This window comes from Rhizobium rhizoryzae (genome assembly GCF_011046895.1).
GTDB classification, from domain to species: domain Bacteria; phylum Pseudomonadota; class Alphaproteobacteria; order Rhizobiales; family Rhizobiaceae; genus Neorhizobium; species Neorhizobium rhizoryzae.
The window spans coordinates 1,913,255-1,928,057 of record NZ_CP049250.1 but is presented as its reverse complement, the minus strand read 5'-3'; the positions used below and the strand labels follow the sequence as shown (position 1 = coordinate 1,928,057).

Sequence of the window (14,803 nt, the reverse complement as noted above, 5' to 3'; positions counted from 1 at the left end):
GATGACCGCACGGCCAGACCGGATCAGCGATCCGATCAGCCCCTGGGTGCTCGCGTAGGTGCTCGTGGCTGCGAGGCAGTCGGACCGCCAGCCTGTTGATTTGCCGCTACATTCGCCGGCTGGCCCCAGACGGATATCGGTTGATTGTCTTTCGTCAGCACCTTGGAATCGTAAATGGCAAGCGAGGTTTGCTGCTGGGCCATGTCCGCGCATTGCTGGATGATACCGCCGATATAGCGCATGCAACTGGTCGCATCGCCGGGCACGGACCCTGTGGCCCAATCTTTCACGATTCCGTCTTGTCCAACGAGAAAATACGACAGGCGGTTGTTGCTCGTGACGGAAGAGCTGGAGACCAGACCGCCAAAGTCTGCCCCGCGCTCGGTCCGTGCTGCAGAGGCAATGTGGCGATAGATCATCTGGCCATTTGAAAGCGGTGTGGCGCCGATCATCGGGCCAAAGGTCGCGCGGTCGTCTCCGGCCAGCCTGTCCATCGGCGAAGTTCCGAGGCTGGCAACCTGAGCATAGGGTTTTCCGAGCGCATAGCTGGTGAAAGACCGGTTGGCCATGCCCTCGGCCTTTTCCGTCACCTGCGAGCACCCGGCCAAGACAACCAGCAAAACAAAAGCGGCAAGCCTGAAACGCATGATAAGACCCTTCATCCGTTAAAGCATGCCGCGCAAAAGTGTGCAGCGGTTTTGCGACAACGACATGCGATAAAATAAAGAGAGAAAGCATCAGGAGCAAATCCGAAAGATCGCGACACGCTCGTCTCCGACAAATCTTGCGCAAAGTGCCAACAACTTTCAAGCTTTTGCAGCCTTAGCCAACATTTACACAACAAAAAAGGGCCGGCGCATGCCGACCCTTTCCCATGGACGGATGAACCGCCGATGATGTCTTACATCTGGAAGTAGGAATACTTGCCGTCCGGGCCCTTCTTCCACTCGTACATGACATAGTCAGGACGCGTGATGTCACCCTTCTTGTCGAAACCGATATCGCCGATCACCGTCTTGAACGGGCCCTTCGACTTCATTGTCTCGGCAACCTTCTGCGGATCGTTCGTCTTCGCAGCCTTGGCAGCGTCGGCGATGATCTGAAGTGCTGCATAGGAATACAGCGTGTAGGCTTCCGGCTCGAAGCCAGCCTTGCGGAACTTCTCGACGAGGTCCTTTGCATTCGGGTTCGTGCGCGGATCCGGCGGGAACGTCATCAGCGTGCCGTTGACTGCGTCACCTGCAATCGAGGCAAGCTCGTTCGAGGTGATGCCATCGCCCGACATCAGAGGAGCCTTCAGGCCCTGGTCCGCCATCTGGCGCATCAGGAGACCAGCTTCGGTGTGCAGACCACCGTAGTAAACGACGCCAACGCCCGCTGCCTTCATCTTCGAGACGAGTGCAGAGAAGTCCTTGTCGCCAACCGTGATGCCTTCGTAGATGGCTTCCTTCACGCCCAGCTTGTTCATGGCCTTCTTGGTCTCGTCGGCAAGACCCTGACCATAGGTCGTCTTGTCGTGAACGACCGCGACCTTCGCGCTCTTGAACTTCTCGGCAATGTACTTGCCAGCCACTTCGCCCTGCTGGTCGTCACGGCCGCAGGTGCGGAAGGTGTTCCACAGGCCGCGCTCGGTGAACTTCGGGTTGGTGGAGGCAGGCGTTACCTGCAGGATGCCGTTTTCGGCATAGACTTCAGCCGTCGGAATGGAAACCGCCGAATTGAAGTGACCCACCACGAACTTCACGCCATCGGCCACGAACTTGTTGGCAACCGAAACGCCCTGCTTCGGGTCGGACACGTCATCACCGAGAACGATCTTGATCTTCTCGCCGTTGATGCCGCCAGCAGCGTTGATGTCTGCCGCAGCCTGTTCAGCGCCCTTCTGCAACTGCGCGCCAAAGGCAGCATTCGGGCCTGTCAGCGGACCGCCAACGCCCACCAAAATGTCGGCCCACGCAGAGCCGCCGAAGGCGACAACTGCAGTCAGCGCGACTGCCGAAAGAAGAGACTTCTTCATTCTTGTACTCCCAGTTTTATTTAGCGGGTCGAATAAAAAACCTTCGCAAGCCCCACTTTCCTTGCGCAGGTAACAGTTTCCCCGGCGCGCACTCTGGAGCGGAAAGCAATGCCATGTCAATTCTTACTCTTGCTAGAGAGTTAATTTAGCGATTCCCGCATAGGATGCATCAGTATGATTGATGCATTCGTTTCAAAAATTCTGCAGCTCGATTCCGCAAAGACAACGACAACAAACTAGGCAAGATGATGAAATTACGCGCAGGCTGCATATGAAAACATAGATTTTTCATGATCTTGCAGAGCGCAATCCGCCAATGACCGCCAGCCTTGAGACGATCCATCCGAGAATCAGAACACATTCACAATGATTATAATTGAGCTGATTCACAGCTTAATTTGAACGCTGTTGAAAACCATTGAACGGGCGTTGAATGAAACGGAAATGACCCCGGCAGCGCCATCTGATTCATCGTGAGGAATTCAGCCTGTCGTTGATCGCATTCCGCTACCAAAATAGAGTCATACTTAGGTATAAACAGAAACTACAGATTGAGGGCGAACGACACGACGACAACCGTCCGCCGGAGCCCGTTCCGGCTCGTGGAAGAGCTTTAATTTTCGTTGACCATGCTCTGAAAATTGCAACCACACAGATCATGAAACCTTAAGTTATCATGGCGATTTAACGCTCTACCACGTAGAATGGAGCGCGGTAAGTCAGGCGAGCACCGCGTTATCCGGAGCGAGTGGCCCAAGGGATCCGAGAGGCATAACAGTGTTTGCGCAGGATGATGGTGGCTACAAAATCGTGCATGTCCTCAGCGGACAATACGCCGTCTCTTCCACGGAGGGCACCTATTTCAGCACCGTTCTGGGCTCATGTGTTTGCGCATGCATCTATGATCCGGTCGCGGGGATCGGCGGCATCAACCATTTCGTCCTGCCGATCGGCGGTGAGCGCGCGCCTCAAGAGCAAAGGTATCGCTATGGAGACGTGGCCATGCCGGGACTTCTCAGCAACCTCTGCCGCAGAGGGGCTCAGCGGGAAAGGTTGATGGTCAAGCTTTTCGGCGGGCGCGCACGCAATGACGGTTCCTACGAACCAGGCGTGCTGAATGCGGACTTCGCGCTGGCCTTTGTGAACGCCAACGGATTGAAACTCATCGAATCGAGCCTTGGCGGCCAAGTGGCGCGCTGGGTCAATTTTCATCCAGCCAGCGGACGCACCAAAGTACGCGAAACACGCGATTCGCCCGCATTCTCGGCCTCGCGCCGCACGGTGATCAGCCTGTCGCGAAAATCCGCCTGAGGCCTTCTGGCCAGCAATCACAGGGAAGCACAGTGAGGAATTGCCCGGGCGGTTCGACTTCGATCGATCCCACGGCTCCATTGCGATCCCAGTGTGCGAATCGGCGCGCGAAACCGGAGCAATCTGAAAATTGCGTCTGAATATCAGGCGCCTGCTGTTCCGCAGCAATAGACCTCGTGCCGAAGGAGAACCCGTCCAGATGCCGCACTTTCACGTCATTTCAGGCTGCTCAGGCGGCGGTAAGTCCTCACTGCTTGCAGAACTGGGGCAACGCGGCCATTCCATTGTCCCTGAACCCGGAAGACGGATCGTAGCGAAAGAACAAGCTGGCGACGGAGCAGCATTGCCCTGGTCAAATCCCGCCGCATTCGCACGCCGGGCAATCGCACTTTCGCTCAGAGATCTAGAGGAGAACCGATCGGCTGAGAGTGTCGTTTTCTTCGACCGCGGATTGATCGACGCCGCATGCGCCTTGCTGCACACGTCACCCGGCAAAAATGAAGAAGATCGCGTTCTGGCCCTGTGTGCGCAGCACCGATATCAGCCGGTGGTTTTCATGACACCACCTTGGCCGGAGATCTACGTCAATGACGCTCAGCGAAAACATGATCTGTATGCTGCTGTGGCGGAATATGAACGCTTGTGTGCGTTTTATCCGAAACTTGGCTACAGACTGATCGAACTGCCGCGCAACGGCATAGCCTTCCGAGCGGATTTCGTGGAGGCCCATATCGGAAAAACCTGAGCTTTACACCGATGGTCGCAAGTTGAGCGCGCCGGACGGGAACAAATGTCTGAAGGCACCGTGGTTCGGCTATCAAGAGCCACAGCTGTTGACCAACCTTCATTCCACATGCCGCTATGCTTGGCCTTGAACCAACAGGCCCGAGCATCGACACCCGCCTGATTTTGTTGGATCGCAGTCGGTTCTCGGCGCAAGGCCGAGAATGACGTCGCGTATGATGGGCAAGATTGTCCGCAGTCTGAGGGCCGGCGCATGCCGACCCTTTCCCATGGACGGATGAACCGCCGATGATGTCTTACATCTGGAAGTAGGAATACTTGCCGTCCGGGCCCTTCTTCCACTCGTACATGACATAGTCAGGACGCGTGATGTCACCCTTCTTGTCGAAACCGATATCGCCGATCACCGTCTTGAACGGGCCCTTCGACTTCATTGTCTCGGCAACCTTCTGCGGATCGTTCGTCTTCGCAGCCTTGGCAGCGTCGGCGATGATCTGAAGTGCTGCATAGGAATACAGCGTGTAGGCTTCCGGCTCGAAGCCAGCCTTGCGGAACTTCTCGACGAGGTCCTTTGCATTCGGGTTCGTGCGCGGATCCGGCGGGAACGTCATCAGCGTGCCGTTGACTGCGTCACCTGCAATCGAGGCAAGCTCGTTCGAGGTGATGCCATCGCCCGACATCAGAGGAGCCTTCAGGCCCTGGTCCGCCATCTGGCGCATCAGGAGACCGGCTTCCGTGTGCAGGCCGCCATAGTAAACGACGCCAACGCCCGCTGCCTTCATCTTCGAGACGAGTGCAGAGAAGTCCTTGTCGCCAACCGTGATGCCTTCGTAGATGGCTTCCTTCACGCCCAGCTTGTTCATGGCCTTCTTGGTCTCGTCGGCAAGACCCTGACCATAGGTCGTCTTGTCGTGAACGACCGCGACCTTCGCGCTCTTGAACTTCTCGGCAATGTACTTGCCAGCCACTTCGCCCTGCTGGTCGTCACGGCCGCAGGTGCGGAACGTGTTCCACAGGCCGCGCTCGGTATACTTCGGGTTTGTGGAAGAAGGCGTTACCTGCAGGATGCCGTTTTCGGCATAGACTTCAGCTGCCGGGATGGAGACCGACGAATTGAAGTGGCCCACCACGAACTTCACGCCATCGGCCACGAACTTGTTGGCAACCGAAACGCCCTGCTTCGGGTCGGACACGTCATCACCGAGAACGATCTTGATCTTCTCGCCGTTGATGCCGCCAGCAGCGTTGATGTCCGCCGCAGCCTGTTCAGCACCCTTCTGGATCTGTGCACCGAAAGCGGCATTGGGACCGGTCAGAGGGGCACCCACACCGACCACGACGTCGGCCCAGGCAGAGCCGCCCATCGCCACGATGGCAGAAAAAGCAATTCCAGATAGAAGAGGATACTTCATGAGTTTCTCCCAAAATATGCGTTGAATAAAACAGTTGCGGCGCGAGGCCTGAGCCTCGCGCCGCAAAATCAATGCGCACTACAACTATGAGTAGAAACTAGTTCGCCGTCAAGTCTTGGAACGCCAGGAGAACGGTGAACTTTTTTCATAGAGCCAGTAATAATTTTGACTCATCTGCTCGGTGCGACGGTGGCGGAACCCGGCAAAGGCAAACACCAGAAGGATAGCGACATCCAGCAAGTAGAAGCCAAGGCTGAGGAACGGCCCCTGAAAGAGCGAGAAATGCAGGAAGCGCATCATCACGCCCAACAGGAACGTATAGGCGATCACCAGCGGCGGGTTGCCCCAACCATCGGCTACGGCACGACCCGTGCGCCAGGCAGTCCAGAAACCGATGAGCAGAACCACGAAGCGAAGCGCATAGCGGGCGCCGGTATCGCTTTCAAAGAAAAGACCTTGCATTGTCAAACCCTCCTTGCCACGGCGCTCAATGACGTCCGCCTTCGAGATAGGCGGCACGAACTTCCGGATTGGCAAGCAATTCCTTGCCGGAGCCGCTCATCGTGACCCGACCGTTTACCATCACGTAGGCGCGGTGCGACAGTTTCAATGCCGCAAACGCATTCTGTTCCACCAGGAAGACGGTCAGACCTTCCTTCTCGTTGAGGACTTTGATGGCTTCGAAGATCTGCTTGACGATAAGTGGTGCCAACCCGAGAGAAGGCTCATCCAGCAGCAGAAGCTTGGGGCGTGCCATCAGGGCACGACCAATGGAGAGCATCTGCTGCTCGCCACCGGACAATGTGCCACCACGCTGGCTCTGACGCTCCCGCAGGCGGGGGAACAGCGCGAAAATCTTTTCCACGTCCTCATGGAAGTATTTCAGATTGTCGAGCCCTGCGCCCATCTGCAGGTTTTCATAGACAGTCATGCGCGGGAAGATGCGGCGACCTTCCGGCGATTGCGCAATGCGCAGCCGCGCGATTTCATGCGTCGGCATGCGGGTGATATCGCGACCGTCGAATTCCACGCTTCCGTGACGGGCCTGCGGGCTACCGCAGATCGTCATCATCAGCGTTGACTTGCCAGCACCGTTGGCACCGATCAGGCTGACGATTTCGCCCTTTTTTACATCGATATCAACACCGGCCAGCGCACGAATGTTGCCGTAATAGGTCTCGACGCCGGAGACCTTCAGAAGAGGTTCGCCAGACATCAGTGCGCACTCCCGTCGAGTTCTTCATGAATGACTTCTTCCACCTCGTCGTCCTCGACGCCGAGATAGGCGGCAATCACCTTCGGATCATTCTTGACGTGATCCGGTGTGCCGTCAGAAATCTTCTGACCATATTCCAGCACCACGACATGGTCGGAAATTTCCATGACCACCGACATGTCGTGCTCGATCAGCAGGATCGAGGTACCCGTTTCATCACGGATGCCATTGAGAAGGGCATTAAGCGCGAGTGACTCCTTGGGGTTCAAGCCGGCAGCTGGCTCATCCAGGCAGAGCAGCTCAGGCCCTGTGCACATGGCGCGCGCGATTTCCAGACGGCGCTGGGCGCCGTAGGAAAGATCGCCTGCCGGATCATCCGCACGATCGATGAGATCCGCCCGCTCGAGCCATTGACGCGCCGTTTCGATCGCGGCTTCCGCCTCGCGCTTGTAGGAGCCAAGCCCGAGCAGACCCATGACCGTATAGCCGGACGCCTTCATCAGCTTGTTGTGTTGCGCCACAAGCAGGTTTTCCAGAACGGTCAGTCCACCGAAGAGGCGAATGTTCTGGAAGGTACGTGCGACCTTGGCCTGCTTGGTGATCTCGAAATCCGACAGCCTTTCCAGCAGATACTGGCCACCGGCACGCTGGGTCATGGTGATCATGCCCATTGTTGGCTTGTAGAAGCCGGTAATGCAGTTGAAGACGGTCGTCTTTCCCGCGCCGTTCGGGCCGATCAGCGCGGTGATATCGCCGCGCTTGACCTGAAAGGACAGGTCGTTGATCGCCATCAACCCGCCAAAGCGCATCGAGAGATGTTCGACATTCAGGATGGTGTCTTTGTTCATCGTCTGAGTTCCGGAGGTCATCAGCCATGCCCCTCCTTGGTGAAGCTTCCGGAAACGGCCTTGCGCTCCTTGAGGAAGGCCGTCGGTTCACGCGAGCCGACAAAACCGCGCGGCTTGAACAGCATGACCACCACCATGGCCAGACCGAAAATCAGCATGCGGTACAGTTCAGGCGTGAAGTCGTCACCGAAGACATGCTTCAGGAATTCCATCTCGCGCAACAGTTCGGTACCGCCCACCATGACGATGGCGGCGACCGCAATACCGGTCAGCGAACCCATGCCACCCAGAACGACCACCGCCAGGATGACGGCAGATTCCAGGAAGACGAAGCTTTCCGGCGACACGAAGCCCTGGCGAGCCGCAAAGAACGATCCGGCAAAGCCGCCGAACATCGCCCCGATAGCAAAGGCCGTCAGCTTGGTCTTCACCGTATCGATGCCGAGCGACCGGCAGGCGATTTCATCCTCGCGCAACGCTTCCCACGCCCGGCCGATGGGCATGCGGCGCAGCTTCATGGTCACATAGGCCGTCAGCATGCACAGCCCGAGAATGACGTAGAAGAGGAAGATCTTGTAGTAGGCCGAGGACATCGGCAGACCGAAAGACTTCGCAAAATTGTTCGGCGCCCCGACATCGAAGGAATAGATGCCGAATACGGATGCCTTCGCGATACCGGAGATTCCAGCCGTACCGCCCGTGACTTCGGTCCAGTTCATCAGCACGAGGCGGATGATTTCACCAAAAGCCAGCGTCACGATGGCAAGATAGTCACCTCTCAACCTCAAGACCGGGAAGCCGAGAATGATGCCCCAGAAGGCAGCCAGAATACCCGCCAAGGGCAAAAGGATCCAGAAGGACAGGCCGAACTGGTCCGAAAGCAGCGCGTAGGAATAGGCGCCCACCGCATAGAAGGCCACGTAGCCGAGGTCGAGAAGACCGGCGAGGCCGACAACAACGTTCAGACCCCAGGCAAGCATGACGTAGATGAGGATCTGGATACCGAAGTTGTCGACAAACTTCAGCGATCCCTGCACGCCGTTCAGCATGATGGCAAGCGGCGGATACAGAACAAGAGCAACCAGAGCAATCTTCAGGAAATGGGTGTGGAAGAAACCCTTTTCGGAAGAGATCTCCGGAATGCCGGCCTTGGCCTTGGCCAGCTTGCGTCGGTCGATATGCGGCTTGATGAAGCCGACGACAAGGAAGCGACCCAGAGCGGAGGCGATCACGAAGATAGCCAGCAGACCCCAGCGGGTGCGCCATACCAGCTTGTTGTCGATGTTCTGATAGGTCTCGATACCCACATAAAGCAGGAACATTCCGAAGGCCAGCAGGCCCGCAAAAAGACCTTCCTTGATGGCTCTGGCCATCAGGCCGGACGAGTCTTCACTCGTCGTGACAGGAGAGTTTGCCATCTTCTTACACCTTCTCCACTTCAGGTCGGCCCAGGATGCCGGTCGGCTTGAAAATCAGCACGAAGGCGAGAATGGCGAAGGTCGCCACGTCCTTGTAGGCAATGGAGAAATAGGCAGACCAGAGCGATTCGATCAGCCCGATCAGGAGACCGCCCAGCACGGCGCCCGGAAGCGAGCCGATGCCGCCGAGAACGGCCGCCGTAAACGCCTTGACGCCTGGAATAAAGCCATCGGCGAACGAGGCCACGCCGTAATACATGAGATACATCGAGCCAGCCACAGCCGCCAGCGCCGCACCCATGATGAAGGTGATGGAGATCGTGCGGTCGACATCCACGCCGAGCAGCGCCGCCATCTTCCGGTCCTGCTCGGTCGCACGCTGGGCGCGCCCAAGCGGCGTCTTGTTGACGATGTACCAGAAGACGAACAGGAGAATGGACGTCACCAGAACGATGAGGATCTGCTTGAGCGAGATCGTCACATCACCGAAGTGATACACGTCATTGACCAGCGGCGGGATCGGCTTGTTGCGCGGACCCTGCGTGACCTGAATGAAGTTCGACAGAACGATGGACATGCCGATCGCGGTAATCAGCGGCGCCAGACGGAAGGATCCGCGAAGCGGCCGATAGGCAACACGTTCGATTGTCCAGTTCCAGAGACTCGTCACAAGCATCGCGACGACGAGCATGACCAGAAGCGCCAGGGCGACCGGAACGCCTGCAACGAATGTCGTGAGAACAAGAAAGACGATCAGGGCAGCGAAGCCGCCAAGCATGAAGATATCGCCATGGGCGAAGTTGATCATGCCGATAATACCATAGACCATCGTATAGCCGATTGCGACAAGGCCATAGATCGATCCAAGAGTCAGCCCGTTCAGGAGCTGCTGGATGAAGTACTCCATTAATTTTCCCCCGCGGCGCAGTCTGGCTCAGCCGTTGCGCCTCTGTATGTTTGGCCCTTATGGGTTCTTAACATTGGCCCGATTGATAACGTTTTCGTCCGAAATGTGAAGCAAAAAAGACTGCTGCGGCAAATCTTCCAACAACCTCTTCTTAAACTGATGTTAGAAAGAACAAAGGTATCAGGAAAACGGCAGCCGATGCTGAAATTCTGGCCGTGTGCCAGCGGTCGCACAGGGCATGCCCGCACACCGGCAAGGAGCGCACGCAACACGCCTGCCGCCGAGCCGTAGCGAAACTCATGACAAGTCTTCGCTTTTTGCTTTCGCTACGAAGTATAGAGAAGCATAGAATCTGCGTAGGGATCCAGACCGCCACCCTGCAGACCTGCACCTATCATCGTTCCGTTCGCTGACACCCTGCTGCAGGAAGGCTGCCTGAGTGTCGCTGATCGTCTTTGGTTTCAGGAGATCGATGAAAATGGATAAGAGCCCGCGACTTTCATTACCTTATATATTGCCCTCTCAGGCGCAGAAGCACCTGACCCATAACGAGGCCCTCGACCTGCTGGATTGCCTGGTTCAACTCACCGTCGAAATGGAGGCGCAATCCCCTCCGACAGAGCCGCGGAACGGGGAGTGCTACGCAGTGAGCCCGGGCGCGACGGGTGCGTGGTCTGGCTATGATGGCATGGTTGCGACGCTGAGAGACGGGGCCTGGGGCTTCTGGCAGCCATTGCCCGGGTATCGGGCATGGTTTCGAACTGAGGCTGTCCTCAAGGTTTTCGATGGCGTGAACTGGATCAGGCCAGCCCTGCCCCAGGTGCTGACCCCACAGAGGCTCGGCATCGGCGCAACGCCGGATGATTACAACCGGCTTCTGGTGTCCTCGCCCGCCACTCTGCTGAACCATGCCGGCAATTCGCACCGGGTTACCATCAACAAGGCAGCGACCGGTGATACGGCCTCCATCCTGTTCCAGAGCAACTGGTCCGGCCGCGCCGAGATGGGCCTTGCCGGTTCGGACAGCTTTTCGTTCAAGGTGTCTTCCGATGGCGTCAGCTGGAACACCGCGCTGCACATCCGCCCTGACGGCGCTGTCAACCAGCCGATGCGGCCTCTTGGACGGGTGCGCAATGAGGCAGGCTCGACCCTGGTGACTTCCGGATCCATCACCGGTTTTACGACCGTGAGCCTGGAACAGGGAGGCATCTCGCTTGGCAGCACGCTTGCGGGCGGTGGCAAACCGGTGATCGTTCCGATCGAGGGGCTCTATCAACTCGATCTCAAGGTCACGATTTCAACGGCCAGCGCCTATCGTGTGAGCCTGAACAGGGAGAGCGGGGAAACTTTGACGACACTCCGCTTCCCCTCGTCCGCTCCCGTCAGCCTGTCCGGCTCGACGGTCACCTATCTCGCTGCGGGCGAGAAACTGGTTCTCGTGCATCAGGGAACAGCGACCGTGACAGAAGGTCCAGCAGAAACAGAGCTGACGCTAATACGCCTCTGATTTCGACACCTTAACAACCTGGATCCGTTTCCGGCCGGTGCGGGTCCAGCATCAACCGACTTCAACCAGCAGCTCCAAGTATATTAGAATTCAGTAATTAAAAACGGCAGCGCGAGACTCCACGCAATAAGTTTCGTCGAGGACAGTGATTCGGACAATTTGCCTTTTCGATTTAGTCAATTGTTAAAGCTGCGGCGCTACGGTCGCTTTCGTGGTCTTGTGTAATGTAGAGAGTCCAATGACCGAAATGATCCGTCCACGAGTAAAATATGTCATCGGCCCCGATGGCAGCCCCCTGACGATTGCTGACCTGCCCCCGGCAAACACGCGCCGCTGGGTTATCCGTCGTAAGGCTGAAGTGGTTGCAGCGGTGCGTGGTGGCCTTTTGAGCCTCGAGGAAGCCTGCGCACGCTATACTTTGACTGTTGAGGAATTCCTGTCCTGGCAGTCTTCCATCAATGATCATGGCCTGGCCGGCCTGCGGACGACGCGGATCCAGCAGTATCGCCACTAACCAGGCATGACAGGCGCGTTTGCGCCTTGATACCCCCTGGCATTCCAGGGGTTTTTGCATGCGCCTCATCAAGGCGCGCGCCCTCTTCCGCGCTCGCTATTCGCATCACGTCAGCCATAGACCACTTCGACAGATGCGTTACGGCGCGGCGCGTTCGAACGCGCGAACGACGCTGTAAGACCTTCAAATAATGCATGTTCGTTCCGCTCAACCGAATCCGGTTGAGCGCGACATGCATTAGCGCCCGCTCGGGATTAGAGCGGAGTTCGACCTGATTGAATCATTCTGCAGCAATGGATTTTCGTCAGGATCAAGGATTTTGCCGACGGGCATATCGGGATATACGTCCGAGGCGAAAGCCGAAGGTAATGGCGAAAATACATGCTGCCCACCGGCCACGCCGCTTTGCCGAGGCAAAGCGACAAGCGTGTCCGGCACTTCAAATGCTTGCCGGATTGCAAGGCAATCCGGCGGGAGGGTTGGCCGAAACCGGCCGTCCACTTTGTCGAAGGGCTTGGGCGTATGCTACGGCTACGCCACGCGCCCTTCTCCTCGTGGAACAACCGGTTTGGGCCGACAGAATTGATCCAATCAGGTCGAATTCCGCTCTAAGACCTCCCCCTATTCCGGTTCCACTGCGTGCAGCTGCGCTGCATGGCTGCCGGGTATTGACCGCTCACCGTCCAAGACCCAATTCTCTCATCCGAAACGCACAATGATGCGTGACAGGCGGCCTGCCCGCATTGGTCAGGCTTGCGCCAATGGAGACGATCATGAATATCACACAGGGCGAAACAGGCTCGGGTGGCTTTTACAAGGCGGAACTGGACGGCCACCACGGCGAGATGACCTATTCGCGAACCTCCCCTCGCCTCATCATCATCGATCACACGCAAGTTGACGATGCGCTGCGTGGCAAGGGAGTTGGTCAGGCATTGGCCGAGTTTGCAGTCACGGAAGCAAGGACGAATGGCTGGAAGATCATTCCGCTCTGCCCCTTCTTCAAGGCTCAGGTGGAAAGACATCCTGACTGGCAGGACATCATCCAGAAATAGAGCAGGTCCAGTAAAAGTGCGTTAGCGGTTTTACGTCCGGACTGCTTAAAAACCAAAGAGATAGAGCATTGCAGGTGATCCTGCTTTCACCGGAAGTGCTCTAGGTCGTCAGCCCGGCAAGGGTCCGGCTCTTGATCAGGTGCATATCACGCAAAAAGCCCACGCCAGGTTTACCCTCGCGTGGCTTTAGTTTTTTGTTGGAACGGTGCAAACGATATCAGGCGCGAGCCCGAACCGTCGCATCCCTTTCTTCCAGTGCCGTTGCTTTTGCATGCTCGGCCTGGGCTTCTTCAAGCGCCAGTTCGGCTGCATCCTGCTGCACCTTCAACTCCTTGATGGAGACCTGAAGGTTATCGGCCCGCTGGCGAGCCGCCTTTGCAAATGTTGGATATGCAAAGTGATTCGGATCGGAAATTCCCGATTTCTTCTCTTCCAGCGAAATCTGGTGCTCCAGTTCCTTCGCCATCCGTTCGAATTCGGCCATCATCATCTGCAACTGTTGCAGCTGTCGGCGTTTCTCATTCACCTGAAATTCCTTCAGGCGTACAAGGCTGTCACGCGTCTTCATACGCAATACTCCCGTGGATAGCGAGACCCCGGCCATTTCACACTCTCAAACCCTGAGTCCACAGTGCAACACTTGGGACATAAAAATTGCCGCGCCGTTAATTATTTTTCCCGCGCGGTAACCTTTCATTTACGGGCATCATTAATGATAGGGACGATCATTTAAGGGTCCGTAAATGCCATGGCCGAATTCGGCCGACGACAATGATGAGTCGTATGAATCACTTAAGGGAATTTCCTCCCAAAAAGATTCAGGTATGGCGCTGGCAGATTCACGAGAGAAATCAGGCGAATACCAAGTTTGTTTAACGAATTCCTATGCCTTGCCAAAGGGAGTCAGAGTTTGTTAACCAATTGGTGTCAGCTTCCAAATCAGGCAACGTCTGGATCCGTTTCGCGTTAGGGGGCAATCCACACCTTCGCGGCGGTTAAGGGGAAAATTATGCGGGTTCTACTCATCGAAGATGACAGCGCGACTGCCCAGAGCATCGAGCTGATGCTTAAGTCCGAGAGCTTCAATGTTTATACGACCGACCTCGGGGAAGAGGGCGTCGACCTTGGCAAGCTGTACGACTACGATATCATTCTTTTGGATCTCAACTTGCCGGACATGTCCGGTTACGAGGTTCTTCGTACGCTTCGTCTTTCCAAGGTAAAGACACCTATCCTCATCCTGTCCGGCATGGCCGGCATCGAGGACAAGGTTCGTGGTCTCGGTTTCGGCGCCGACGACTACATGACCAAGCCATTCCACAAGGATGAGCTGGTCGCACGTATTCACGCCATCGTCCGCCGTTCGAAGGGCCATGCACAATCGATCATCGTCACCGGTGAGCTGATTGTGAACCTCGACGCCAAGACGGTTGAAGTGGGTGGACAGCGCGTCCATCTGACTGGCAAGGAATACCAGATGCTCGAGCTTCTTTCCCTGCGAAAGGGCACGACTCTGACGAAGGAAATGTTCCTGAACCATCTGTATGGCGGTATGGATGAGCCGGAACTGAAGATCATCGACGTCTTCATCTGCAAACTGCGCAAAAAGCTGGCCAATGCCGCCGGTGGGGCGAACTACATCGAAACCGTCTGGGGCCGTGGCTATGTGCTGCGCGAGCCGGACGGCAGCGAATACGCCGAAACCGCCTGATACGGTTGCCATCCCGCAGGTTTCATAAAGAAGCGCCCGGAGCTCACGCTGCGGGCGTTTTGCCGTTTCTCCCAGCAAGGAAGATCCTATTCCGGCTCAAGCGCCAAGGCACGGCAAGCCTTGGCGGCAGGCACTCGTTGCCT

The 14,803-nt window shown here is 56.8% G+C and carries 15 protein-coding genes; 6 read left to right on the top strand and 9 right to left on the bottom strand.

The window, feature by feature from the left end:
* Nucleotides 1-35: 35 nt before the first annotated feature.
* Nucleotides 36-647: a hypothetical protein gene (locus G6N80_RS15235; protein ID WP_246251418.1), complete on the bottom strand. Its 612-nt coding sequence runs from the start codon at nt 645-647 to the stop codon at nt 36-38.
* A 254-nt stretch (nt 648-901) separates the two neighbouring features.
* Nucleotides 902-2,017 (bottom strand): branched-chain amino acid ABC transporter substrate-binding protein, encoded by a 1,116-nt coding sequence (locus G6N80_RS15230; protein ID WP_165134997.1) that lies wholly within the window; start codon nt 2,015-2,017, stop codon nt 902-904.
* A gap of 777 nt (nt 2,018-2,794) precedes the next feature.
* Between G6N80_RS15230 and G6N80_RS15225 the strand changes: the two genes are divergently transcribed.
* Together G6N80_RS15225 and G6N80_RS15220 are read left to right on the top strand one after the other, a co-directional pair.
* The gene (locus tag G6N80_RS15225; protein ID WP_165134994.1) at nt 2,795-3,328 is read left to right on the top strand and encodes a chemotaxis protein CheD; all 534 of its coding nucleotides are present in this window, start codon (nt 2,795-2,797) and stop codon (nt 3,326-3,328) included.
* A 199-nt stretch (nt 3,329-3,527) separates the two neighbouring features.
* Nucleotides 3,528-4,073, top strand: a complete 546-nt coding sequence (locus G6N80_RS15220; RefSeq protein WP_062554860.1) for an AAA family ATPase — start codon at nt 3,528-3,530, stop codon at nt 4,071-4,073.
* 295 nt (nt 4,074-4,368) lie between these two features.
* On the opposite strand, the gene G6N80_RS15215 is transcribed toward G6N80_RS15220, so the two are convergent.
* From G6N80_RS15215 to G6N80_RS15190, 6 genes are all read right to left on the bottom strand, one after another.
* A complete protein-coding gene (locus G6N80_RS15215; protein WP_165134991.1) occupies nt 4,369-5,484 on the bottom strand; it encodes a branched-chain amino acid ABC transporter substrate-binding protein in 1,116 nt (371 codons plus the stop codon).
* 108 nt (nt 5,485-5,592) lie between these two features.
* Entirely contained in the window at nt 5,593-5,946 is a 354-nt protein-coding gene (locus tag G6N80_RS15210) for a DUF6867 family protein (protein WP_062555513.1), read from the bottom strand.
* A gap of 25 nt (nt 5,947-5,971) precedes the next feature.
* The gene (locus G6N80_RS15205; RefSeq protein ID WP_062555514.1) at nt 5,972-6,700 is read right to left on the bottom strand and encodes an ABC transporter ATP-binding protein; all 729 of its coding nucleotides are present in this window, start codon (nt 6,698-6,700) and stop codon (nt 5,972-5,974) included.
* A complete protein-coding gene (locus G6N80_RS15200; protein ID WP_165134988.1) occupies nt 6,700-7,569 on the bottom strand; it encodes an ABC transporter ATP-binding protein in 870 nt (289 codons plus the stop codon). The genes G6N80_RS15205 and G6N80_RS15200 overlap by 1 nt, the downstream gene beginning before the upstream one ends.
* Nucleotides 7,569-8,921: a high-affinity branched-chain amino acid ABC transporter permease LivM gene (gene livM / locus G6N80_RS15195; protein WP_376781753.1), complete on the bottom strand. Its 1,353-nt coding sequence runs from the start codon at nt 8,919-8,921 to the stop codon at nt 7,569-7,571. Before livM ends, G6N80_RS15200 begins: the two co-directional genes overlap by 1 nt.
* 49 nt (nt 8,922-8,970) lie before the next feature.
* Nucleotides 8,971-9,873, bottom strand: a complete 903-nt coding sequence (locus G6N80_RS15190; protein WP_062555517.1) for a branched-chain amino acid ABC transporter permease — start codon at nt 9,871-9,873, stop codon at nt 8,971-8,973.
* 478 nt (nt 9,874-10,351) lie between these two features.
* On the opposite strand from G6N80_RS15190, the gene G6N80_RS15185 reads away from it, so the two are divergent.
* The 3 genes from G6N80_RS15185 to G6N80_RS15175 all read left to right on the top strand — a co-directional run bounded on the left by G6N80_RS15185 (nt 10,352) and on the right by G6N80_RS15175 (nt 12,949).
* A complete protein-coding gene (locus tag G6N80_RS15185; RefSeq protein WP_165134982.1) occupies nt 10,352-11,380 on the top strand; it encodes a DUF2793 domain-containing protein in 1,029 nt (342 codons plus the stop codon).
* A 238-nt stretch (nt 11,381-11,618) separates the two neighbouring features.
* Complete coding sequence (sciP, locus tag G6N80_RS15180) at nt 11,619-11,894, top strand: CtrA inhibitor SciP (protein ID WP_062555519.1); 276 nt, start codon at nt 11,619-11,621, stop codon at nt 11,892-11,894.
* A gap of 773 nt (nt 11,895-12,667) precedes the next feature.
* The gene (locus tag G6N80_RS15175; RefSeq protein WP_062555942.1) at nt 12,668-12,949 is read left to right on the top strand and encodes a GNAT family N-acetyltransferase; all 282 of its coding nucleotides are present in this window, start codon (nt 12,668-12,670) and stop codon (nt 12,947-12,949) included.
* Between the two features lie 217 nt (nt 12,950-13,166).
* Here G6N80_RS15175 and G6N80_RS15170 read toward each other — a convergent pair whose 3' ends face one another.
* The gene (locus G6N80_RS15170; protein ID WP_062555520.1) at nt 13,167-13,517 is read right to left on the bottom strand and encodes a flagellar export protein FliJ; all 351 of its coding nucleotides are present in this window, start codon (nt 13,515-13,517) and stop codon (nt 13,167-13,169) included.
* Nucleotides 13,518-13,958: 441 nt separating this feature from the next.
* Between G6N80_RS15170 and ctrA the strand changes: the two genes are divergently transcribed.
* Nucleotides 13,959-14,660 (top strand): response regulator transcription factor CtrA, encoded by a 702-nt coding sequence (gene ctrA / locus G6N80_RS15165; RefSeq protein WP_062555521.1) that lies wholly within the window; start codon nt 13,959-13,961, stop codon nt 14,658-14,660.
* Nucleotides 14,661-14,803: the final 143 nt, after the last annotated feature.

Coding starts and splice junctions, on each gene's coding strand:
- G6N80_RS15235 (WP_246251418.1), bottom strand. CDS start 647: ATGCGTTTCAGGCTTGCCGCTTTTGTTTTGCTGGTTGTCTTGGCCGGG.
- G6N80_RS15230 (WP_165134997.1), bottom strand. CDS start 2,017: ATGAAGAAGTCTCTTCTTTCGGCAGTCGCGCTGACTGCAGTTGTCGCC.
- G6N80_RS15220 (WP_062554860.1), top strand. CDS start 3,528: ATGCCGCACTTTCACGTCATTTCAGGCTGCTCAGGCGGCGGTAAGTCC.
- G6N80_RS15215 (WP_165134991.1), bottom strand. CDS start 5,484: ATGAAGTATCCTCTTCTATCTGGAATTGCTTTTTCTGCCATCGTGGCG.
- G6N80_RS15210 (WP_062555513.1), bottom strand. CDS start 5,946: ATGCAAGGTCTTTTCTTTGAAAGCGATACCGGCGCCCGCTATGCGCTT.
- G6N80_RS15205 (WP_062555514.1), bottom strand. CDS start 6,700: ATGTCTGGCGAACCTCTTCTGAAGGTCTCCGGCGTCGAGACCTATTAC.
- G6N80_RS15200 (WP_165134988.1), bottom strand. CDS start 7,569: ATGACCTCCGGAACTCAGACGATGAACAAAGACACCATCCTGAATGTC.
- livM (WP_376781753.1), bottom strand. CDS start 8,921: ATGGCCAGAGCCATCAAGGAAGGTCTTTTTGCGGGCCTGCTGGCCTTC.
- G6N80_RS15190 (WP_062555517.1), bottom strand. CDS start 9,873: ATGGAGTACTTCATCCAGCAGCTCCTGAACGGGCTGACTCTTGGATCG.
- G6N80_RS15185 (WP_165134982.1), top strand. CDS start 10,352: ATGGATAAGAGCCCGCGACTTTCATTACCTTATATATTGCCCTCTCAG.
- sciP (WP_062555519.1), top strand. CDS start 11,619: ATGACCGAAATGATCCGTCCACGAGTAAAATATGTCATCGGCCCCGAT.
- G6N80_RS15175 (WP_062555942.1), top strand. CDS start 12,668: ATGAATATCACACAGGGCGAAACAGGCTCGGGTGGCTTTTACAAGGCG.
- G6N80_RS15170 (WP_062555520.1), bottom strand. CDS start 13,517: ATGAAGACGCGTGACAGCCTTGTACGCCTGAAGGAATTTCAGGTGAAT.
- ctrA (WP_062555521.1), top strand. CDS start 13,959: ATGCGGGTTCTACTCATCGAAGATGACAGCGCGACTGCCCAGAGCATC.